Source organism: Deinococcus cellulosilyticus NBRC 106333 = KACC 11606 (assembly GCF_007990775.1).
GTDB classification, from domain to species: domain Bacteria; phylum Deinococcota; class Deinococci; order Deinococcales; family Deinococcaceae; genus Deinococcus_C; species Deinococcus_C cellulosilyticus.
On the sequence record NZ_BJXB01000003.1, the window covers coordinates 72,293 to 93,826 of the forward strand.

A 21,534-nucleotide genomic window follows, 5' to 3' on the forward strand; every position below is an offset into this window, starting at 1 on the left:
TGGACCTGTGCTCAATCCCAGTTTTCCAGCACTTCCCGGAGCCTGTGGATGCCGTCTTTCAGGGTCTGGGGGTCAACGGAGCCGAAACTCATGCGGATGAAGTCCCCATTGGGCTCTGCCGGGAAGTACACGTTTCCGCACACCACAATCACCCCGTTGCGTTCTGCAGCGCGGGTGAATTCTTCTGCCCTGATGCCCTCGGGAAGCCGGAGCCACATGTGCACCCCTCCGGTGGGGTTGGTGTAGGGGGTGAGGCCAGGGATGTGCCGGAGCTCCTGCAGGGCGATGTTGCGGCGGTATTTGAGTTCCTGATGAAGCTTTTTCAGGTGTTTGGGCCATGCAGGGCTGGTGAGAAGGTGCAGGGCAGCTTCCTGCAGCAATCGGCTGACAAACAGCCCATCCACCACGCTCATGGAGTGGATTCTGGCTCTGGCTGCTCCTTTGGCAATCACCGCGCCCACACGCATGCTGGGGGCCACACTCTTGGTGAGGGACCTCAGGTACACCACGTGGTTTTCGTTTTCACTGACCAGGGGTGGGGGAGGGGTGCCCTCAAACGTCAGACCATGCAAGTAATCGTCCTCCACAATGAACGCCTGGTATTTCTCAGCGATTTCCAGCACCCGTTTTCTGCGGTACGGGCTGAGGGTGGCTCCACTGGGGTTGGCGTGCCTGGGCTGGGTGTAGAACACCTTGGCCCCGGACTTCTGGAATGCAGACTCCAGAAATTCGGGAATCACCCCCTGCGCGTCACTGGGGACAGGGATGGGGTTCACTTTGTTGGACCGCATGATGGCGAGGGCACCCAGGTAGGTGGGGGATTCCACCAGCACGTTCTGTCCAGGTTCGGTGAGGGCACTGAAGATGGTGGACAGGGCCGCCTGCCCGCCGGAGACAATCTGCACGTCTGCGGCCCGCACGTACCCGCCTGCCTCGTGGGCAAACCAGGCCCGCAGTTCCTCAATTCCCTCCGTGGGGGCCCAGCCCCACACGGTGGGTTTGCGCATCACAGCTTTGAGACTGGTCTGCAATGCTTCCACAGCCTGCAGCTCAGGGTCAAGATAGCCTGATTGCAGGGGGATGCAGCCGCTGGGAACATTGGCCATGAATTCCCGCAGGTTGTCTCCGGGGTGGTAGCGGCTGCCCAGGGTGATTTCCTGCCATGCGGTGGGTTTGGTTTCCCTGCGCTGCACCGGATCTGCAACGAAAGTCCCGCTGCCAGTCTTGGTGACAATTTTTCCTTCAAGCGCCAGGGCTTTGAGCGCCTTGTTGATGGTGATGGGGCTGGCCTGAAACTGCTCCATCAGGTCCCGCACGGTGGGGAGTTTCTCGCCAGCCTGACGGTTCTGGATATCATCTTTGAGTGCGTTCAGGATTCGATCTAGACTGGACTTTGACATGGGTTTCCCTCAATTGTTATCATAATCCATGAAAGAGACCGATAACAATACCCTGTATTTACAAGGTCAGCTACAAGTGTTATCCAAAGAGGTGTACGGGATGCTGCTGGCTTTCCTGGGGGTGCTGATTTTCAGCTGGACCCTCCCGGCCTCCCGCTTTGCCGCTCCAGAAATGGGAGGTCTGGCTGTTGGGGTCTTTCGCAACCTGATTGGAGCCGCTGTTGCTGTTGTCGTTCTCATTGTTGCAAAAGAAAAATTTCCTGCCCGACAGCACTGGAAGAGCATCATCCTGGCCACCATCGGTACGGTGGGATTCGGGACCAGTGTGGCCATCGCCATGAAAGACCTGCCCTCTGCTCACGGTGCCGTGGTGATCGCTGTGATTCCCCTGACCACTGCCCTGCTGGCTGTGCTGAGGGCCAAAGAGCGCCCACCGCTGAATTTCTGGATTGGTATTGTGGTCGGGTGCAGCACCGTGGTCACCTTCCTGATCAGCCAGAACGGAGGAAGCCTGAAATTCCACCCTGCAGACCTCTGGCTCCTGGCTGCGCTGGTGTTCTCTGCTTTCACCTACGTTGAAGGTGCCAAAGTGACCCGTCACATGCCTGGTTGGAAAGTGGTGTCCTGGATTCTGGTCTTCACCCTCCCGGTGATCCTGCCTGCCAGCATCTACATGCTGGTTCAGAACCCCCAGATCCTCAATCTCACCCCCATTGCATGGGGAGGTCTGCTCTATGTTGCTCTCTTCAGCGCCTACCTCGGATTTTTTCCCTGGTACCACAGCTTCACGCTGGTGGGCATTTCCAGGGCCGGAGTCATCCAGTTGTTGCAACCCCTGATGACTTTTGTGTGGGGAGCCCTCTTTCTGGGAGAACAACTCACGCCAGCCATCCTGATCGCTGGGGCAGTGGTGCTTGGGAGCACGGTGCTCTGCTGGAAGAAGTAGGGCGAGCGTTCAGCAAATAAAGCCAGAGCTTGATCTCTGGCTTTATTTGCTTTTCAAAGGATCTGTCATGATGACAGGTTTCTGGCTGTCTGGACCATGCCAGTTGAAGCGGGCAACGAATGTGCCACAGCGGTCCTCCTGTCCTGCGTAGGCAAAAGTGGAATCGAAACGGGTGCGGGCGATCTGGGCCACAGAGAGGTTGAGGTTCCCACAGCCTTTTCGCGGCGGAATCTGAAAGCGGACAGGTACACTTTTGCCTGTTCGCAGGTTCACACGGGTTCCTTCCACGCTGAGGAAGGACATTCCTGCCATGTGGGTCACCTCATTGAGCAGCAGTTCACCCTGCCCCACAGCCACGGGCAGGCCGTAAACCCTGAAAAGCAACCGTCCTGTCCACTTGTCGAACCCATCTGTAAAGCACACCATCGCATTTTGTGAACTGCAGGAGGACAGATAAACCACCCGACCTGCCAGCTGAAATCGAGGCAAAAGTGGTCCAGGGCCAAAGCTGGTGGTGGGAGGAAGGCCGTCTGCAGGACTTTTCCACAAGACTTTGGTTCCAAGTTTTGCTGTGAGCACCTTGTGGTCAAGGGAGACCTGCAAAGAGGTTGCATGTGCCATGACTCCAAACAACACCATTCCCAGCAACACCAGATGAAAAAGCATCTTGCCTGAATTGTGAGGGTCTGGGTATGAGTCTGGTGAGCCGATGACGGCTCAAAGCCTCAGGTCAAACCCCTTTGAACACAACAGAAATTTCCCGGGTCGCTCATCGAGCGACCCGGGAATCAACCTGCCTTCTTGCTGATCCTGAATCAGAAGGGCAGCTTGATTGAGAAGAGAGGGTGGTTTGTGTTCGGTCTGAGCATCTGTTTGTCCGAACCCTGCTGTTTTGCAAAGGAAGACAGGCTGTTCATCTGGGGACCACTGGAGGGGGCAGGCCACCACAGGAGATCCTTGGGTACAGCCTGCAATCCTTCCAGAGCAATCTCAAAAGGACTGGTGTTCACCAGGGTGGCCTTCAAAAGGTTCCAGCCCTGATTCAGGAACACATTGTAGGTCAGCAGCGACCCGCCACAGCTCAAGGTACCCGTGAGCAGCACTTTGCGATCCGCAAAAGCAGGAATGTACTGGTTGCTTCCCACTGCAGGCATGCCTGCAAAAGGACTGGTGTTTGCTCCCGCCAGTCCGCGCAGGCCAGAAGACCCGGGAGTGAACAGTCCGGTGTTCATGAAGCCTCCCAGAGCACCAGGATCACCGAGCTGGAAATCGCCTGTGCATCCCGTTGACAGGAGAGCAAGGGGCTGCATCAAGTCCTTGGCTGGTGTGGGCAAAGTGGCACTGAATTTGCCCTGTTCATTGATCGGCACTTCGACCAGCGGGGTGCCGTTGCTGAAATTCCCGTACAGGGTTCCCGAGAACATGAAACGTACATGGGTGCCCAGTTCAGGCTTCCAGTCCACCACCTGCTGGTCTGTGAGCACCGAAGTGCCACTGGTGGGAGGGGTCACGGGAGCACTCAGCCACCATTTGAGATCTGCAGGAACACTGGTGGTGCTGGTGAAGCTGACCTCCAGGGGACCGGTGTAAGTGACAGCCACCAGGTTCCAGCCTTTCTTCAAATGAACGTCATAGGTTTCCTTCTCATAAGGGTAAAAGGTGGGGGGCTGGCAGTTGACCGTACCTGTGAAGGTCACATCCTGATCGGCATAGAAGGGAATATAGCCGGTGCCTCCCAGATTGGGTTGCTTGACCGTGCTGGCCCAGATGGCGATGGGCTGAGAAGCCCCTTCAAGGAGCACACTGGTGTTCAGGGTGGCCACCAGAACTTCTGGATCGGTGACTTTGACGTCAGAGGTGCATTCTGCAGGGAAAGTGGGGGTTCCCAGGGCAGCCAGTTGGCTGCTCGCAGGAGCAGGCAGGTCCAGAGAGAACTTGCCCTGGGCATTCACAGCACCGGAAGAAAGGGGAGAAGGTGGATCTTTGCGCGAAGAGACCTCTCCAAGCACCTTGCCTGTGAGACCTGCATCTGCAGGCCACTCCTGGATTTGCTGGTCGTAAAAGCCTTTCAGGGCTTCAATTTTCACGGTAGAAGTCACCTGCACCCCATTGCTGGATGCCAGACGGCCTGCAGTGTCGAACACCTTTGCGGTGTAATTGAACGTGCCCTCGCTGGAAATCCACTCTTCCAGGGTGTAGGGGGCAGAGGGGTCCGTGGCAACCAGCGTGCCATCCTTGTAGAACTCCACCTTGCTGACCCCAACATTGTCCTGTGCATCGGCAGTGAGCACCAGTTGTCCTGCTTCATTGAAGGTGGTCTGGTTGGCCTGCAGGGTGATGGTGGGATCGGTCAGGTCAGGAATGTTGACATCAACCATCAGGGGTTCATCGCTGCCAGACAGGTTCTGGGCATCAAAAGCCACGGCATGGTAAATGAAGCTGTTTTTGACCCCCTCGGTCTCAAAAGCTTCAGTGTATTCATAAGGAGCAGTGAGGTCCTCTGCAACCTGCAGGCCATCCTTGTAGAACTCCACCTTGCTGACCCCAACATTGTCCTGTGCCGCGACCGTCAGTTTGAGGGTGCCTTTCCCTGTGAATTCCGTCTGGTTGGCCTGCAATTCCATGGTGGGAGGGGTCTGATCCGGGATGTCCACCACAACCTTCACAGGCTGGCTGCTGGTGGCATTGTTGTGAGCGTCATACACCCTGGCGATGTAATTGGCGTTGGACTGCAGCGGATCAATTTCAAAGGCCTCGGTGTACTCAAAAGGTGCGGTGAGGTCTTCAGCAACCTTCTTGCCATCTTTGTAAAACTCCACCCGGGACAGCATCAGGTTGTCCTGGGCAGTGGCCGTCAACCTGAGGGTGCCTTTGTCTTTGAACACCGTGGAATTGGCCGTCAATTGCACCTCAGCAGGAGGGGTCTGGTCAGGAAGATTGACCAGCACTTTGACGGTTTGACTGTTGCTGCTGTTGCTGGCGGTGTCCACCACACGGGCGTGGTAGCTGAAGTTCCCTGCCAGGCCTTCGGTTTCAAAGGCTTCGGTGTACTCAAAAGGTGCAGTGAGGTCCTCTGCAACTTTCTGACCGTCCTTGTAAAACTCCACCTTGCTGACGCCCACATTGTCCTGCGCAGTGGCCGTCAGTTTGAGGGTGCCTTTCCCGGTGAAAATCGTAGTGCTGGCAACCAGATTCACTGTGGGTGCAGTGCTGTCGTGGATGTTGACATCCACCTTCACAGCATTGCTGAGCCCCACATTTTTGCTGGCATCCTGCGCCTTGGCAGAGTACGTGGAACTGAAAACCACCCCATCGGTTTCGAAAGCTTCAGTGTATTCGTAAGGGGCCTGGGTGTCGGTGAAGACCAGTTTGCCATCCTTGTAGAATTCGACGTGGGTGACTTTGCCCCGGTCATCGCTGGTTTCTGCGGTGATCTTCAGGGTTTGCTTGCTGGTGATTTTCGTGCTGCTGGCATTGATCTTGATGGAAGGGGCCACCACATCGGGCACAGGAGTGCTTGCGCAGGCGGCGAGCAAAAGGGCCACAGAGGGTCCCATCAGCTGTTTCAGGTTCTTCATTTTCTCTCCAGTGCCAGACGTCTCAGAACAGAGGCCCACAGAAGGCTTGATCATCTGGCGGTTGTTGTGCGAGGTCTGAAAGTTAAAGGATGCCTGCGCCAGAGGATTTCAGCGCAGGCAGGATCTCACATGGATTCAGATCACCAGGGGTATTCGGTGTTGATGTAGAAGGTGTTGGAGGATGCGGTCTTGCTCAGGTCGGTGTAGACCACCGCCTGATACTGGTGTGAGTTCCAGTTTCCCTGGGTCTCAAGAGGAAAAGTGTCCGTGTACTCGTAAGGGGCTGTTGCGTCTTCACCAAGCAGCACACCCCACTTGTAGAATTCCACTTTGGTGATGTTGCCCTTCTTGACTGAAGCGTTGGCTGTCAGGGTCAAGCTGCCAGGCAGCTTGATGGTAGAGCTTTCAGAACTGCTGCCCTGCAGGAGAACGGTGGGAACAGTAGGATCCATGACTTCCACAAAGGTCACCCAGTACGTGTTGGCATTGCCATGCTGGTCATAGGCCCTCACAACAAAGGGCTGGTTCCCCACCTTCGCTGGAGCATACTCAAGGCTGTAAGGAGCAGACGTATCTGTGACCAGGACCTTGTCTGTCCACCAGTCGAGCAGTTCCACCCGGGCGATGGAATCGCGGTCTTCCACCTCAACGTTCACAGTGAAGGGATCGCCCAGATAAATACGGTTGCTGCTGAAATTCACAGATTTGAATGAAGGTCCCGGATTGAAGGCAGAAGTGTACACTTCTGCCGACTGCTGGGTCAGGCCCTCTTTGTTGTACGCTCTGGCAGTAAGCACCAGATTGCCCACCTGATCTCCAGTGAGTTGCACATCTGCAGTGTAGGGGGCAGTGGCGTCGGTGCCCACCAGTTTGTCTCCCAGGTAGAACTCCACCTTCTCGATGCCACTCTCAGGGTCAAAGCTGTCGGCCTCAAGCACCAGAGGAGCGTCTTTCAGGGTGGGGACCTGACCGTCCCAGTTGCCCACTTTCAGGGAGACCACGGGAGGTGTGCTGTCTTTGACGGTGAATGTCGCAGCAACGCTGTTCACAGCCTGGCCTCTGGTGTCAATGGCCCGGGCGATCACCTCTTTGGGACCCACGGTGGTGGCCTGATAATTCAGGATGTAAGGCTTCTGGGTGTCTTCGCCGAGTTTGACGTCACCCTCATAAAATTCCACTTTTGCAATGCCGATGTCATCGCTGGCTGTGGCCACCAACTGGGTCACGCCAGGAGCGTCCACGATGTTGCTGTTGGCTTCCAGTTGCACTGCTGGCAGGAGGTCCACATCCACGATCACCTTCTGGGTGTCGAAAGTGGCATCTGCTCCGTTGTAAATGCGTGCGATGTAAGCTTTGTTTCCCGAGGTGCTGACCACGTGATCCACAGTGTAGGGAGCAGTGGTGTCTGTTCCAATCAGGGTGAGGCCTTCATAGAATTCCACCTTGCTGACATTGGTTTCAGGATCGGCCACACTGGCATTCAGGGTCACTTTGGTGGGGAACACGTTAACCAGAGATGCACTGGCTGTCAGGGTGCCCGTAGGAGGGGTGCCATCGGCCAGAATGACCAGGGCCTGACTCTGGCCCACATTTCCAGCATTGTCGGTGGCCTTGACCACGAACTGATGGACTCCAGAGGTCTGAATCTGGTAGGGGAAAACATACCCATTTCCTTTGGGAAGGGCATCACCCAGAGGGTTCTGGAGGTCGTTCGCAGCAAACACCTGCACTTTGGTGATGGTGCCATCCTGATCGCTGGCTGTGATGTTCATTTCGACCAGTTTTGGAACACTGGTGATCACCGGGGTGGCTGTGGTGGCAGCAACGGTGGGAGCATCTGGATCGGCGGTGACAATCAGTACACTTTCGGTTTTCAGACCTGCACCGTTGGTGACACGGACTTTGAAGGTGTGCTGTCCTTTGGTGGCTATTTTGGTTTTGAAGGTGTATTTGTCTCCACTCAGGGTCGCCGTACCCAGCAGTTTGTCTCCCTCAAAGATTTCCACTTTGGAGATGGTGCTTTCTTTTTCAACGGCGACCACGGAAAATTCCACTTCAGTGTTCAATTGATTGATCAAAGTGGTGTTGCTGGAGAACGTGACTGTGGGAGGGGTGGTGTCTTTGGGCACTTGCGCTGTATTGCAAGCTGTAACGATCAGGCCCAGAGTCAGCATACTTAAGAAAGATTTAAAGGTTTTCACAGGTTCACATCATAAATGGATTGCTCATCATTCTCAAGAGGCAAGAATAGACCACCTGGCCTCCTGGTGAATAAGCCAGATGGTCTTCTCAAGGGTGGTTATTGTTAAGACAAATGTCCTTTTGTGTGTCCAAAAGCTGTTTTTCCAAATCAAATCAGCACATCCCTTCAGATGCATGTCAAAAACCTGAAACTTCTGAAGATCAATGCTCTGTCAAACAGAACAACACCAAAGCATCAAGGGACCTGCATATTTGAATTTTCATACGCCAGAAGGCAGAACCCCCTGCAAGTAATCTTTCACCCTCACCCGGATGGGCATGAAATACAGGTGGCCCCCATGCACCCTGGCCCAATCAATGGCCTGACGCGCAAATTCCCGGTTCCACTCCAGGGTGGGTTGGAATTCACGGGGAAAGATGGCCCGGTTGCGGGTCTCCCAGTAATTTCTGGAACGCTCCCCCACCACCGAGGTGATGCCCCAGACGATGGGCAGGTCCCTGCATTCTGAGGCTTCAAACATCTCTGCGAAGACCTCCATCAGGCGCAAATCGAAATAGGGCTGGGTGAAAAACCCCTCAGCACCAGCTTCCTGCTTGCGTTCCAGATACTCCAGTTCTCCCCGCAAACTGGAACGGTAAGGGTCCAGAGCGGCATAGACCTTCACCTCGGGCAGCTCACGTTTAAACTTGCGGATGGCATCAATGCAGGAGGTGGGGTACACTTTGCGGCTCATGTCAGTGGGCGGATCTCCGGTCACCACAATGACCTCTTTCACTCCACTGACCCTGAGTTTTTCTGCAAAAGGCAGGGGTTTTCTCAAATCCAGGTCAATGGCCCGAAAGTGCGGAATGGGACTGACCCTGGGCAGCTCACCTCTCACCTGTGTGCAGGCATCCCAGCTTCGGATGGGCATGCGCATCAGGTCAGGAATGTTCACTGCATTCACGGTCGGAAATTCATCCCTGATGAACGCCAGTTCTTCCTGCAGGTGCTCAGGGCTTCTCGGGACCAGTTCGATGGACATCCACATGGGGAACAGTGTACTGGATGGGGGAGATCAGAGCTCAATCCAGTAACGCCTGATGGGCACAGGATGATGATCAACGGTATAGACCCTGTCGAGAACGCCACCGTTTTTCTCCATCACCCTGCTGCTGGCCAGATTGCTGTCATCGCAGGTGAGCATGACCCGTTCATACCCTCTGGCCCTTGCGTGTTCAAGAACCTTTTGCAGGGCCAGGGTGCCATATCCTTTGCCCCTGTGATTTCGGGCCACTTCATACCCAATGTGCCCACCAAATTCCTTCAGGAAGTCATTCAGTTCATGCCTGAAGGAAATGCTGCCCACCACCTGCCCCTGATCCACCATCCAGAACAGGGTCATGGGGACCCGGCCCGGGCGTACTGTTTCTGGGTTCTGTTCGTCTTCCACGCTTTGCAAATAAGCTTCAAAATGCTCACCCATCCAGCTCAGGTCCAGGTGCTTCAGGAGTCCTTCCTGTTGAATGTCTTCAAGAAAGTTGAGGAATTCATCTTTGTATTCCAGGCAGGGGGCAATCAGGTCCATAGGGTTTCATGGTACCGGGTTCGGAGGGCGAGGGCGAGGCATGCCTCGCCCTCGCCCTCCGAACCCAGTACCATGAAACGCAAAAAGGGCGCAGCACGCTGCGCCCCTACAAGGTTTGTTTTAAGTTTTAAGTCTTCTGCTTTCTGCCTTCAGCCTTCTGCAATTGGCCATCATGCCAATTTACGCCAGCCACTCCTGCAAACTCTTCACAGAAGGAGCCTCATCCTGAACAGCAGCCAGAGCTTTTGCGGTCCAGATGGCGGCCTCTCTGGTGGTCACGATGGGGACGCCGCGCTCCAGGCAGGTGCGCAGGTACTGGCTTCCGGTGGTGTCGATCAGCAGGCGGGGCAGTTCTTTACCGGGTCGGGTGCCCACAGCGTATCCGGCGTCCTGCAGCATCTTGCACACATCGTCCAGATCTTTGCCGATCACGGTGACGGTGCCCTCTCCGGGGAGCAGGCTCTTGACGCCAAGCTGGGCACGGTAGAACGCCTTGTAAGGATCGGCGTCGATGCCCATGCTTTCCCCGGTGGATTTCATTTCGGGGCCCAGAATGGGGAGCACGTTCTTGAATTTCAGGAAGGGCAGGTGCACTTCTTTCACGCTGTACATTTTGGGAGTGGGGGTTTCCAGGAAGTTCAGGTCTTCCAGGGTCTTGCCCACCCCGATCAGGGCAGCATATTTCGCCAGAGGATGCCCGATGGCCTTGCTGACGAAGGGCACAGTGCGAGAAGCGCGGGGGTTGGCTTCCAGAATGTAGGCCACACCGTCTTTGATGGCGTACTGCACGTTCATCAGGCCTTTCACGCCGAGTTCCAGCGCGAGGCGTTCAGTGGTGGCTTTGACGGTTTGCAGCATTTCATCAGAGAGGTGGACGGGGGGCAGAATGCAGGCAGAGTCGCCAGAGTGAATCCCTGCAGCCTCGATGTGCTCCATGATGCCAGCGACAACGGCACGTTTGCCGTCGCAGAGGGTGTCCACGTCGAGCTCCAGAGCACCTTCCAGGAACTGGTCGAGCAGGATGGAGGGTTTGCCTTCCACTTCTGCGTAGACCTCTTCCAGGTAGGTTTTCAGTTCATCCATGCTGCGCACGGTGCGCATGGCGCGGCCCCCGAGCACGTAGGAAGGACGGACCATCAGGGGGAAACCCAGTTTTTCGGCGTGCTGGTAGGCTTCTTCTGCGTCCTGGGCAACGAGGCCCTTGGGCTGGGGAATGCCCAGTTTTTCGCAGAGGTCATTGAAGCTCTTGCGGTCCTCGGCCTGGTGGATGGTCTCAGGGCTGGTCCCGATGATGGGTGCTCCTGCAGCAGCCAGTTTTCCAGCCAGTTTGAGGGGGGTCTGGCCGCCGAGTTGCACGATCACGCCCACGGGTTTTTCGTGGTCGATGATGTTCATCACGTCTTCAAAGGTGAGGGGTTCAAAGTATAGACGGTCTGCAGTGTCGTAGTCGGTGGAGACCGTTTCGGGGTTGGAGTTGACCATGATGGTCTCGTAACCCGCTTCCTGCAAAGCCCACACAGCGTGTACAGTGGCATAATCGAACTCCACACCCTGTCCGATGCGGTTGGGGCCGGAACCCAGAATCACGATCTTGGGTTTGTCGGTGGGGGTGACCTCATCTTCCCACTCGTAGGTGCTGTAGTGGTAAGGGGTGAAGGCCTCGAATTCGGCACCGCAGGTGTCCACGGTCTTGTAAACCGGGGTGGCCTTGGCCTTCTTGCGGAGTTCACGCACTTCAAGCTCGGTCAGACCGACAATTTCGCCGATTCTGGCGTCGCTGAAGCCCAGACGCTTGATTTCGCGCCAGTACTCGTATTTCCACTCTTTGATGTCGCCGAGTTCCAGGATTTCTTTTTCGGCGTCCAGGATCTCTTTGACCTGGCACAGGAACCAGTGGTCGATGAAGGTGATCTTGTGGAGTTCCTCCAGAGACATGCCGCGGCGCACCAGTTCCAGCAGAGCACCAATGCGTTTGGGGTTGGGGTAGAGCATGCTGCGCAGGTTCTCATCGCTGCGCTCGGCAAAGTCTGCACGCAGGTCCCCTTCCAGAGAGCGGATGGCTTTCTGCAGGGACTCCTTGAAGGTGCGGCCAATGGCCATCACTTCGCCCACGGAGCGCATCTGGGTGCCCAGACCGTCGTGGGTGCTGGGGAATTTCTCGAAGGCAAACCTGGGGATCTTGGTCACCACGTAGTCGATGGTGGGCTCGAAGGCTGCAGGGGTGACGCGGGTGATGTCGTTGGGAAGCTCGTCCAGGTGGTAACCCACGGCCAGCAGTGCAGCAATCTTGGCGATGGGGAACCCGGTGGCCTTGGAGGCCAGGGCGGAGGAGCGGCTCACGCGGGGGTTCATCTCGATGACGATCACGCGCCCATTTTTGGGGTTCACGGCGAACTGGATGTTGCTTCCGCCGGTCTCCACGCCGATTTCCCGGATGATGGCCAGTGACTGGTCGCGCAGACGCTGGTATTCCATGTCGGAGAGGGTCTGCGCGGGGGCCACGGTGATGGAGTCTCCGGTGTGCACGCCCATGGGGTCGAAGTTTTCGATGCTGGTGATGATCACCACGGTGTCGTTGGTGTCGCGCATCACTTCGAGCTCGTATTCTTTCCAGCCCAGGATGGATTCTTCGAGCAGCACGCTGGTCACCGGAGAGTCGCGCAGACCCTGCTCGGTGATCTGCAGGAATTCCTCGTAAGTGTGGGCAATGCCGCCCCCGGTGCCCCCGAGGGTGAAGGAGGGACGGATCACCACAGGGAGCCCCAGTTCCTTCTGGAACTCTTTGGCCTCTTCGAGGGTGTGCACCATCTTGCCTTTTGCAGTCTCCACGCCAATTTTCTTCATGGCAGCCTGGAACAGTTCGCGGTCCTCGCCTTTTTTGATGGCCTCGGGACCCGCACCAATCAGTTTGACCCCGTATTCCTCAAGGGCCCCGTCTTCGTGCAGTTCCATGGCCAGGTTCAGAGCAGTCTGGCCCCCGAGGGTGGGCAAGATGGCATCAGGACGCTCCTTGGCAATGACGGCTTTCACGTAATCCTTGGTCAGGGGTTCGATGTAGGTCTGGTCTGCCAGTTCCGGGTCGGTCATGATGGTGGCCGGATTGGAATTGATCAGGATCACGTCGTAACCGGCTTTTTTCAGGGCCTTGAGGGCCTGGGTGCCGGAATAATCAAACTCGGCAGCTTGCCCGATCTGAATGGGTCCACTGCCGAGAATCAGAATTTTCTTGAGGTCGGTCCGTGCAGGCATAACACTCCTTTGTGGGTCACGCTGCATTCAGCAGCAGGGAAACGGGTCAGGGGTCGGGATGGTCTCGCTCATGTGGGCAGATGAATCGATCTGCCTGCATTCCAACCGTAAAGGATAGCATGAGTGGGTCGGGTCTTTGCAACACATCTATGCAATGGGTTAATAAATTTATGCACAAATCATCGTCGAAGATTCACAGTATTTTCCTTTGCAGAGCAGGTCTCTCCCTTAAGGTTTTTAAGGCTGGAGCATAAAAATGCCTCAGTGTGGGTCTATGAGATGCAGCTTTTTGCTGTCTGTGCTGCCAGAAACCCATTGTTGGGTATGCAGCAAGAAAATGCGTATTCGCTGTATATACACGGATACTGATGGTGGCCTGGGAGAGAGGATATGTCTTTTCTGACTGCCGAGGGCCGAGGGCCGAGAGCTAAAAAAGCTTTAGCTGAAGCCCTGTTTTCCCCTCGGCCCTCGGCTCTGGGCTCTCGGCAGCTTCACTTTACTGTGCAGGTCTGCTCTCAGCATATGCTGAATAATCCATTGACACCTCCGCATAAAAATGTTAATCTCTGTATGAATATACGCTTCAGGCGTGTTCCCCCAACCATGACGAACAGACTGCCACGACGTTAAGACCACCCGACACACCCGAGATTTAAAGGTGTTATGGTCTTCTACGTCGGGGCTTTTTCTGTCCCCATATGCCTTCTAGAGGAGATGCATCATGACCAAAGAGAAAATCGTACTGGCATACAGCGGAGGACTGGACACCTCCATCATTCTCAAATGGCTGCAGGTTGAACGCAATTACGACGTGATTGCCTTCACCGCTGACCTCGGACAGGGCGATGAAGTGGAACAGGCCCGCGTGAAAGCCCTCAACACTGGCGCTGTGAATGCCTACGCCCTGGACCTCAAAGAGGAATTCGTCAAGGATTTCGTGTTCCCCATGATGCGCTCCAGTGCCCTTTATGAAGGCTACTACCTGCTCGGGACCAGCATTGCCCGTCCCCTGATTGCCAAGTACATGGTCGAGATCGCTGAAAAAGAAGGTGCAGTGGCCGTTTCCCACGGAGCCACCGGAAAAGGCAACGATCAGGTGCGTTTCGAACTGACCGCCTTCGCCCTCAAGCCTGACATCAGAACCGTGGCCCCCTGGCGTGAATGGGACTTCAAAGGCCGTGCAGACCTTGAAGCTTTTGCCCACGAGCACAACATTCCAGTGCCCACCACCAAGAAGGACCCCTGGAGCATGGACGCCAACATGCTGCACATCTCCTACGAGGGTGGCATCCTGGAAGACCCCTGGAACGAGCCCCCAAGCCACATGTTCAAACTGACCGTGAATCCCGAAGAGGCCCCGGACACCCCTGAATACGTGGAAATTGAATTCGTTGCCGGTGATCCTGTCGCCATCAATGGTGAAAAACTCTCTCCTGCACAGCTGCTGGAAAAAGCCAACAAGATCGCCGGAGCGCACGGTGTGGGTCGTGTGGACCTTGTGGAGAACCGCTTTGTGGGCATGAAGTCCCGTGGCGTGTATGAAACCCCCGGTGGAACCCTGCTGTACCATGCCCGCCGTGCTGTGGAGTCCCTGGCCCTGGACCGCGAAGTGCTGCACCAGCGCGATCAGCTTGCCCCCAAATACGCCGAGCTGATTTACAACGGCTTCTGGTTTGCCCCTGAGCGTGAAGCCCTGCAGGTGTACTTCGACCACGTGGCCCAGCGTGTGACCGGAACCGCCCGCATCAAGCTGTACAAAGGCAGTGCCACTGTGGCTGGTCGCAAATCCCCCTACAGCCTCTATGACAAGGAACTGGTCACTTTCGAGGCCGACAGCGTGTACAACCAGGCTGACGCTGCTGCATTCATCAAATTGAATGCCCTGCGTCTGCGTGTGCTGAACCGGGCGAACAGCAAGGTGGAATGACCCCTGGGGGCGAGGCCTGCCTGTCTTGTGCTCTACGAGCGACCGATTCCTGGTCCCTCAGCACGCCCGCCCCCACAATTCCCCCCCCTGACAAGGGGGGAATCTTTTCCCTCGCTCCGCTTTCCCTCCCGGGTAAAATGGTGAAAACCCCTTAGCTGCTGTGCCAGGACGTTCCTGGCACCTCCCAGGGAATGAAGAGGACCCACCATGAAATCACTCCAACCTGCCACACGTGAAGATGCTGAACTGATTGTTTCTCTGGTGCACCGGGCCTGGAAGGACACCATCGATCCCCGGTCCAGCGGTCACCGCATGACTGCGCCCGAAGTGCTGGAGATTTTTGATGATGGGGGCGGGGGCTTTCTGGTTTCCCGGGACGACACTGTGGTGGGATGCATCTGCTACAGGCCCAATGGCAAGACGCTGGAACTCTCCAAACTGGCTGTTTTGCCTGAAGCCCGCAAACAGGGGTTTTCCATCATGCTGGTGCAGGCTGTTGAGGATTACGCCCGTCAGCACAACTTCAAACGCATTCTGCTTGCGGTGAGCCAGTACAACCTCTCGGTGATTCCGCTGTACGAGAAACTGGGTTACACCATCAACGAGAACGAGGTGTATGAGCATTCCCATCCGGGCAGTCCCACTCCGGTGGTGATGACCCGCAAGTTGCAGACCCGCAAGGATTACCGCCTGAGGGCCGCAACGCTGGAAGATGCCCCCACCATTGCCTCTCTGGTGCGTGCCGCCTGGAGAAACACCATCGACGAGCGGTCCAGTGGTCATCGCCTCACCCCCGAGGCGGTGCAGGAAAACCTGAAGTGTGGGGGCGGATTCATCATGGAAGAGCACTTCAACTATGGGGAAACCCGCCCTGTGGGCTGTGTGTGCTTTGTGCCTGATGGAGACACCATTGACCTGATGAAACTGGCTGTTTTAAACGACACCAGAGGATACGGTCTGGCCAAACGTCTGGTGCTGGCGGTGGAAGAACATGCAGTCAAAGAAGGATTCAAAAAAGTCCTGCTGGCTGTGAGCACGTACAATCTCTCGGTGATTCCCTTTTACGAGAGGCTTGGGTACAGCATCGATGAGGAGGCTGTATATAAGCACCCCAGTGCCTCCGTGCCCGGTCCAAAGGTGATGGTGAAGAGCCTGTGACCGACCCTTTTCCATACACCTTCCGTCTGGCCAACATGAACGATCTTGAAACGCTGGCAACCCACCGTTATGAGATGTTTTCAGACATGGGCCTGAAAGAAAAGGTGGATCTGGAGGCCATGCGGGAGGCTTTTGTCCCCTGGGTGAAGGCCCAGATGCAAGCAGAAACATACCTGACGTTCTTTGCTCAAAAAGAGGGTCAGGTGGTGGCCGGGGCCGCCCTGATGCTGGTCAACTGGCCTCCAGGTCATCTGGACGCGAACCCCATGCGGGGCTACCTCTTGAATGTGTACACCCAGCCTGAGAACCGCAAAAAAGGACTGGCCCGCCTGCTGGTTGAGCAGGTGATCGACGAGTGCCGACGAAGAAAGATCAGGGCATTGTCCTTGCATGCCAGTGAATACGGCAGACCCCTGTACGAGAAGCTGGGATTCCAGAACACCAACGAAATGCGAATTCAACTCGGAGACTGAGGAGATCAAGAAATGACCAAGAAACTTTGGGGAGGACGTTTCCAGGAGGCCACCGACAAACTGGTGGAGGTCTTCAATGCGTCTGTCACCTTTGACCAGAAACTTGCAGAGCAGGACATCCGGGGCAGTCTTGCTCATGTCGCCATGCTGGGCAAGCAGGGGATTTTGCAGCCCGAAGAAGTCACCCAGATCACAGAAGGCCTCAATAGCATTCTGGAAGACATCCGTGCGGGCAACTTCGAGTGGAGCGTGTCTTTAGAAGACGTGCACATGAACATTGAATCCCGCCTCAGGGACCGCATCGGTCCAGTGGCTGGAAAACTCCACACTGCACGCTCCAGAAACGATCAGGTGGCCACCGATTTTCGGCTGTTCACCAAGGAAGCTGCGCTGGAGCTGGCGGACCTGCTGCATGGCCTGAGAACCGTGATGGTCCTGGAGGCCGAAAAGCACCTGACCAGTGATGAAGGCCAGCCCGTGATCATGCCCGGTTACACCCACCTGCAGGTGGCCCAGCCCATTTTGCTGTCCCACTGGTTCCTGGCTTACGTGGAAATGCTGGAAAGAGACGAATCCCGCTTCCGGGACGCTGCAAAGCGTATGGATGAAAGCCCCCTGGGTGCAGGCGCACTGGCCGGAACCCCCTGGCCCATTGACCGCTTTGCCACTGCTGAAGCGCTTGGTTTTGCCCGTCCCACCCGCAACAGTCTGGACAGCGTGGGCAGCCGTGATTTTGCGCTGGAATTCCTGGCTGCCTGCAGCATTGCCACCGCGCACCTGAGCCGCCTCTCTGAGGAACTGATCCTTTACAGCACCTTCGAGTTTGGTTTCCTGACCCTGCCAGACAGTCACACCACGGGTTCCAGCATCATGCCCCAGAAGAAGAACCCTGACGTGTCCGAGCTGTCCCGTGGCAAGGCAGGACGGGTTTTTGGTGACCTGATGGCCCTCCTGACAGTGGTCAAAGGAACCCCTCTGGCTTACAACAAGGACTTCCAGGAAGACAAAGAGCCTGTTTTTGATGCTTTTGAAACCCTGGCGATCATCCTGCAACTGCACATCGACATGATGCCAAAAGCAAAGTGGCATGCGAAAGTGACCCGTCGTGCTGCCCAGCGCGGTTACTCCACTGCAACAGACCTTGCAGATTACCTTGCCAGGAAGGGTTTACCCTTCAGGGAAGCCCACGAGGTGGCGGGAGAACTGGTGCACCTGTGCGTTTCTCAGGACCGGCAACTCTGGGACCTCACCGAAGAGGAACTGAAAAACGCCCACGAACTGCTGACTTCTGATGTGGCCCAGTACCTGACCGTGGAATCCAGCGCCAACGCCCGACTGTCTTATGGTGGCACTGGACTGGAGCGGGTCAGAGAAGCCGTTCAGGACGCCAAGGAACGCCTGTAATTCTCTCTTCTGGAGGTCCAGCATGGAAATCAAAAAACAGCTTGATCCCACTTTAGGAGCCCTGTTCACCGAGGCTTTCGAAGGGGAAAGTGTGTCCAGCTGGGAAGGCCGCATCGACCTGGGACTGTACGGCGAGGAAGCCCCCATGACTGTGGTGGTCACCGAAGAGGAAGACATCACCGATGAGCACCGGGATGCTTTCGATGAGATCAGCAGTGACCCTGAGCGGTATTTTCGTCTGGCCTATCAGGAAGTGCAGTTTGAGTTGCAGGATCGCCCGGAGAAATATGGCCTGAGCCGTGAAGCTGCAGACATCGCCGTGACCCTGCTCGGTTCAGGGCAGGGGAGTGAAGTGCTGTTTGATCCTCTGGTTGTGATTCATCCAGGTCAGGATGGACAGACCTGCTTCGGGATTGGGTTCAAAGAATCCCAGCTTGATGTGCAAGACGGTACAGGTGTGCTGTTTCTGGATGGTCGTCCTGTGGCTGTTCTGAGCCTGTCTCAACTTCTGGACTTGCCTGAAGGGGTGCTGGAGTGAAAGTCAGTTTTCTGCTCGATGGCTCCCAGTTTCGCAAGTACAAACAGGAGTGGGAAGAACATCTGGCCCATCCAGAAAAGAATCCTCTGCTGGATGAGGCAGGACTCAGACGAAATTCTTTTGTGCTGGAGAATGACCTGTGCCTGTACAGCCAGAATCCACAGTTCTCTGATGGGCTCACTGGCAGCGGAATCATCGTCACGAAAGCTCCGAGGGCAACCGTGTTTGACCTGACCCCTGGAGAATGGGTTGCAACATATGAACTGCTTCATCAGGTGAAAGCCCACCTGGACCACATGTACAGGCCTGATGGGTACACAGTGGGCTGGAATGTGAGTCCTGCTGGAGGGCAACACATCCCACAGGTGCATCTGCATGTGATTCCACGTTTTGAAACCGATCCATTCGCTGGGTGTGGCATCCGCTATTTTTACCGGGAGTGCCTCAAGCAGCCCTCAAGCCCTCAATTCCCCTGATCTGTCGGAGGCCCCATGCTGACCTTGGAATCCATCGCTGTCCCTGACATCCACCCGAACGCTCCCCTGATGCTGAGAAAAGCACGCCTCACCGACATTGATGCGATCAGTGAATTGATTGGTTACTGGGCGGTCCGGGGCCTGATGCTGGTGCGCAGCAAGCAACTGCTGTCTGAAACCATCCGTGATTTTTTTGTGCTGGAAGCAGAGCCTCTGGAAGGCCATCCAGGGGGAATCGCTGGTGTGGTCGGCCTTCACATGCTGGCCATTGATCTGGCAGAGGTGCGAGGTCTGGCCGTGCATCCCAGTTTTCAGGGGAAAGGACTCGGTCGCTGGCTGGTGCTGGCCTGTGAAAGGGAAGCAAGAGATCTGGGTTTGCCTGCGCTCTTCGCCTGGACCTACCAGCAGAAATTCTTTGAGAACTGCGGGTTCACCCGCATCGACAAGACCAACCTGCACCCCAAGGTGTGGAGTGAATGCCAGCGTTGCCCTTTCTACGAGAACTGCAACGAGATCGCCATGTTGAAGGACCTGAAGTGACGAATTACACCACCGACCTGCCTGGTGCAGTGGATTTCCAGAGTCTTTACCTGACCGCTGGATGGGGAAATCAGGACAAACCGCTGGAGTGGTTTGAAGCTGCCCTGAAAGGGTCGTGGTTTGCTGTTTCGGTGTACGAGGAAGAGCAACTGATCGGGTTTGGAAGGATCATCAGCGACGGGGCGATTCATGCCTTCATCACCGAGATGATTGTCCATCCCGACTGGCAGGGGAGAGGGATTGGGAAAGAAGTGCTTTCCCGACTGGTGGACCACTGCCAGACGCAGGGCATCCGGGACATTCAGCTGTTCTGTGCCCGGGGCAAGCAGGATTTCTACCTGAAGCAGGATTTCGTGCCCAGGCCAGAGGATGCCCCTGGCATGGAGTGGAAGTTCAAGCATGACTGACTGTCTGGATGACTGCCCATCCATAAAGGCATTTGACTGGGTAACTGATGGTCTGAAGTTCCAATTGATGGTAGTGTGGAACGCTGGAGACCATGAAACCTTGCCTGTGAGCAAGGTATGGGAGGTAACATGATCCGTAAAGAACGCGCAATTCTGGCCCTCGAAGACGGTACCGTATACCGTGGGTACGCCTTCGGGCACCGTGGTGAGACCGTCGGTGAAGTGGTGTTCAACACCTCCATGACCGGGTACCAGGAAATCATGACTGACCCCTCTTACAACGGTCAGATCGTCTGCATGACCTATCCGCACATCGGCAACTACGGTGTGGCGATTTATGACATGGAGTCCAACAAGCCTTACGTGCGGGGCTTCATCAGTCGCGAATTCAGTGAGTCTTACAGCAACCACCGCGCCCAGGAGTCCCTGGAACGCTTCATGCAGGACCACGGGATTGTCTCCATCTCCGGGATTGACACCCGTGCCCTGGTGCGCCGCCTGAGAAGTGGGGGTGTGGTCAAGGGCGTGATTGCCCACAGAAGCTTCACCCATCCCACCGATCCTTACGGCGAGTTCACCCCCGAAGAGGAGCGCGACCTGGTGCAGCGTGCTCGCAACCACGAGGACATCGATGGTCGGGACATGACCCCGGAAGTGACCACCCCCCTGCCTTACGCTTACCCCACCTTGCAGGAAGGGAAGCGTGTGGTGCTGATGGATTTCGGCATCAAGCACTCCATCATCAAGAACCTGGCCCGTGTGGGGATTGAGCCCATCGTGGTGCCTGCCACCACCACCCCGAGCCAGATCATGGCCCTGCAACCGCACGGTCTGTTCCTGTCGAACGGCCCTGGGGACCCTGCTGCACCCACCTATGCCCATGAGACGGCCTGGAACCTGCTTGGCCTGTTGCCCACCTTCGGCATCTGCCTGGGGCACCAGATTCTGGGCCTTGCGGTTGGGGGCAAGACCTACAAGATGAAGTTCGGTCACCGTGGGGGCAACCAGCCTGTGAAGAACCTGCTGACCGGTGAAATCGAGATCACCTCCCAGAACCACGGGTACGCAGTGGACATCGACTCCATTCCTGGCGGCCAGTTCATTGCCACCCACATCAACCTGAACGACAACACCCTGGAAGGCATGGCCCACAGCCGCTATCCAGTGTTCAGCGTGCAGTACCACCCCGAGGCTTCTCCCGGTCCTCACGATTCGCACTATCTGTTCGAGCGTTTCATTGAGGAGATCAATGCCTTTGATGGGGCCACAGGGTCTCCCATCCAGAAAGCCCTCTCTGGCAAGCTGGGAGTGTAAGAGACCCCACAATCAAATGTGTCCATTCTGAGCCCGGCCTGAAGGCCGGGTTTGTTGTTGGGCATGAAGGTTTTCCAATGGAAAAAGTCAGATTTTGTTCAGGTCATATTACGGATTTTTAACAGAACGGTGTTGTGGGGCGGTTTTGTCAGGACTTGCTTACACAACAGAAAGCCCTTCATGTTATGCTTTTTGCAGACAAGTTCGAGATTGAACCAGTGCTTGCAGTTTTTCAAAGTAGGGGTTTTCCTGTAAGAAAGCTGTGATTGGTCTGAGTTTAATCTGAAGACAAACTGAAGCAGTGATCCAACCAGAGTGATGCGGGCGCCTAGTGCTGGTTGGGGAGTTGGTGGC

17 protein-coding genes are annotated in these 21,534 nt (G+C 56.0%); 10 read left to right on the forward strand and 7 right to left on the reverse strand.

Going from position 1 to position 21,534, the window contains the following annotated elements; all coding sequences use genetic code 11:
- Nucleotides 1-11: 11 nt before the first annotated feature.
- Complete coding sequence (locus tag DC3_RS04220; protein ID WP_146882636.1) at nt 12-1,400, reverse strand: aminotransferase-like domain-containing protein; 1,389 nt, start codon at nt 1,398-1,400, stop codon at nt 12-14.
- A gap of 100 nt (nt 1,401-1,500) precedes the next feature.
- Here DC3_RS04220 and DC3_RS04225 point away from each other — a divergent pair, with 100 nt between their 5' ends.
- On the forward strand, nt 1,501-2,346 hold the full coding sequence (locus DC3_RS04225; protein ID WP_186815808.1) for a DMT family transporter: 846 nt from the start codon (nt 1,501-1,503) through the stop codon (nt 2,344-2,346).
- 42 nt (nt 2,347-2,388) lie between these two features.
- Here the strand turns inward: DC3_RS04225 and DC3_RS04230 are convergent, their stop codons facing one another.
- From DC3_RS04230 to carB, 6 genes are all read right to left on the reverse strand, one after another.
- Nucleotides 2,389-2,967, reverse strand: coding sequence for a hypothetical protein (locus DC3_RS04230; protein WP_146882640.1), 579 nt, complete (start codon nt 2,965-2,967; stop codon nt 2,389-2,391).
- A gap of 194 nt (nt 2,968-3,161) precedes the next feature.
- Nucleotides 3,162-5,924 (reverse strand): Ig-like domain-containing protein, encoded by a 2,763-nt coding sequence (locus DC3_RS04235; protein ID WP_146882642.1) that lies wholly within the window; start codon nt 5,922-5,924, stop codon nt 3,162-3,164.
- A 140-nt stretch (nt 5,925-6,064) separates the two neighbouring features.
- Nucleotides 6,065-8,053 carry an Ig-like domain-containing protein gene (locus tag DC3_RS04240; RefSeq protein ID WP_146882644.1) on the reverse strand — a complete coding sequence of 663 codons (1,989 nt, stop codon included), beginning with the start codon at nt 8,051-8,053 and terminating at the stop codon, nt 6,065-6,067.
- Nucleotides 8,054-8,386: 333 nt separating this feature from the next.
- Nucleotides 8,387-9,157, reverse strand: coding sequence for a methylenetetrahydrofolate reductase (locus DC3_RS04245; RefSeq protein ID WP_146882646.1), 771 nt, complete (start codon nt 9,155-9,157; stop codon nt 8,387-8,389).
- 27 nt (nt 9,158-9,184) lie between these two features.
- Nucleotides 9,185-9,694, reverse strand: coding sequence for a GNAT family N-acetyltransferase (locus DC3_RS04250; protein WP_146882647.1), 510 nt, complete (start codon nt 9,692-9,694; stop codon nt 9,185-9,187).
- Nucleotides 9,695-9,874: 180 nt separating this feature from the next.
- On the reverse strand, nt 9,875-12,943 hold the full coding sequence (gene carB / locus DC3_RS04255; protein WP_146882649.1) for a carbamoyl-phosphate synthase large subunit: 3,069 nt from the start codon (nt 12,941-12,943) through the stop codon (nt 9,875-9,877).
- Between the two features lie 721 nt (nt 12,944-13,664).
- On the opposite strand from carB, the gene DC3_RS04260 reads away from it, so the two are divergent.
- From DC3_RS04260 to carA, 9 genes are all read left to right on the forward strand, one after another.
- Nucleotides 13,665-14,870, forward strand: coding sequence for an argininosuccinate synthase (locus tag DC3_RS04260; protein ID WP_146882651.1), 1,206 nt, complete (start codon nt 13,665-13,667; stop codon nt 14,868-14,870).
- A 207-nt stretch (nt 14,871-15,077) separates the two neighbouring features.
- Nucleotides 15,078-16,028, forward strand: coding sequence for a GNAT family N-acetyltransferase (locus DC3_RS04265; RefSeq protein WP_146882653.1), 951 nt, complete (start codon nt 15,078-15,080; stop codon nt 16,026-16,028).
- Nucleotides 16,025-16,501 (forward strand): GNAT family N-acetyltransferase, encoded by a 477-nt coding sequence (locus DC3_RS04270; protein WP_246130546.1) that lies wholly within the window; start codon nt 16,025-16,027, stop codon nt 16,499-16,501. The genes DC3_RS04265 and DC3_RS04270 overlap by 4 nt, the downstream gene beginning before the upstream one ends.
- A 12-nt stretch (nt 16,502-16,513) precedes the next feature.
- Nucleotides 16,514-17,905, forward strand: coding sequence for an argininosuccinate lyase (gene argH / locus DC3_RS04275; RefSeq protein WP_146882655.1), 1,392 nt, complete (start codon nt 16,514-16,516; stop codon nt 17,903-17,905).
- Nucleotides 17,906-17,927: 22 nt separating this feature from the next.
- The gene (locus DC3_RS04280; RefSeq protein ID WP_146882656.1) at nt 17,928-18,443 is read left to right on the forward strand and encodes a hypothetical protein; all 516 of its coding nucleotides are present in this window, start codon (nt 17,928-17,930) and stop codon (nt 18,441-18,443) included.
- Nucleotides 18,440-18,919 carry an HIT family protein gene (locus DC3_RS04285; RefSeq protein WP_146882658.1) on the forward strand — a complete coding sequence of 160 codons (480 nt, stop codon included), beginning with the start codon at nt 18,440-18,442 and terminating at the stop codon, nt 18,917-18,919. The genes DC3_RS04280 and DC3_RS04285 overlap by 4 nt, the downstream gene beginning before the upstream one ends.
- Nucleotides 18,920-18,934: 15 nt before the next feature.
- On the forward strand, nt 18,935-19,459 hold the full coding sequence (locus DC3_RS04290; RefSeq protein ID WP_146882660.1) for an N-acetyltransferase: 525 nt from the start codon (nt 18,935-18,937) through the stop codon (nt 19,457-19,459).
- Nucleotides 19,456-19,866, forward strand: a complete 411-nt coding sequence (locus DC3_RS04295) for a GNAT family N-acetyltransferase (RefSeq protein ID WP_222594687.1) — start codon at nt 19,456-19,458, stop codon at nt 19,864-19,866. Before DC3_RS04290 ends, DC3_RS04295 begins: the two co-directional genes overlap by 4 nt.
- A gap of 129 nt (nt 19,867-19,995) precedes the next feature.
- The gene (carA, locus tag DC3_RS04300; protein ID WP_146882664.1) at nt 19,996-21,180 is read left to right on the forward strand and encodes a glutamine-hydrolyzing carbamoyl-phosphate synthase small subunit; all 1,185 of its coding nucleotides are present in this window, start codon (nt 19,996-19,998) and stop codon (nt 21,178-21,180) included.
- The last annotated feature ends 354 nt before the right edge of the window (nt 21,181-21,534 follow it).

Bases quoted from the DNA above. Each gene is read 5' to 3' on its own strand.
- DC3_RS04220 (WP_146882636.1), bottom strand. From the start codon at position 1,400: ATGTCAAAGTCCAGTCTAGATCGAATCCTGAACGCACTCAAAGATGAT.
- DC3_RS04225 (WP_186815808.1), top strand. From the start codon at position 1,501: ATGCTGCTGGCTTTCCTGGGGGTGCTGATTTTCAGCTGGACCCTCCCG.
- DC3_RS04230 (WP_146882640.1), bottom strand. From the start codon at position 2,967: ATGGCACATGCAACCTCTTTGCAGGTCTCCCTTGACCACAAGGTGCTC.
- DC3_RS04235 (WP_146882642.1), bottom strand. From the start codon at position 5,924: ATGAAGAACCTGAAACAGCTGATGGGACCCTCTGTGGCCCTTTTGCTC.
- DC3_RS04245 (WP_146882646.1), bottom strand. From the start codon at position 9,157: ATGTGGATGTCCATCGAACTGGTCCCGAGAAGCCCTGAGCACCTGCAG.
- DC3_RS04250 (WP_146882647.1), bottom strand. From the start codon at position 9,694: ATGGACCTGATTGCCCCCTGCCTGGAATACAAAGATGAATTCCTCAAC.
- carB (WP_146882649.1), bottom strand. From the start codon at position 12,943: ATGCCTGCACGGACCGACCTCAAGAAAATTCTGATTCTCGGCAGTGGA.
- DC3_RS04260 (WP_146882651.1), top strand. From the start codon at position 13,665: ATGACCAAAGAGAAAATCGTACTGGCATACAGCGGAGGACTGGACACC.
- DC3_RS04265 (WP_146882653.1), top strand. From the start codon at position 15,078: ATGAAATCACTCCAACCTGCCACACGTGAAGATGCTGAACTGATTGTT.
- argH (WP_146882655.1), top strand. From the start codon at position 16,514: ATGACCAAGAAACTTTGGGGAGGACGTTTCCAGGAGGCCACCGACAAA.
- DC3_RS04280 (WP_146882656.1), top strand. From the start codon at position 17,928: ATGGAAATCAAAAAACAGCTTGATCCCACTTTAGGAGCCCTGTTCACC.
- DC3_RS04290 (WP_146882660.1), top strand. From the start codon at position 18,935: ATGCTGACCTTGGAATCCATCGCTGTCCCTGACATCCACCCGAACGCT.
- carA (WP_146882664.1), top strand. From the start codon at position 19,996: ATGATCCGTAAAGAACGCGCAATTCTGGCCCTCGAAGACGGTACCGTA.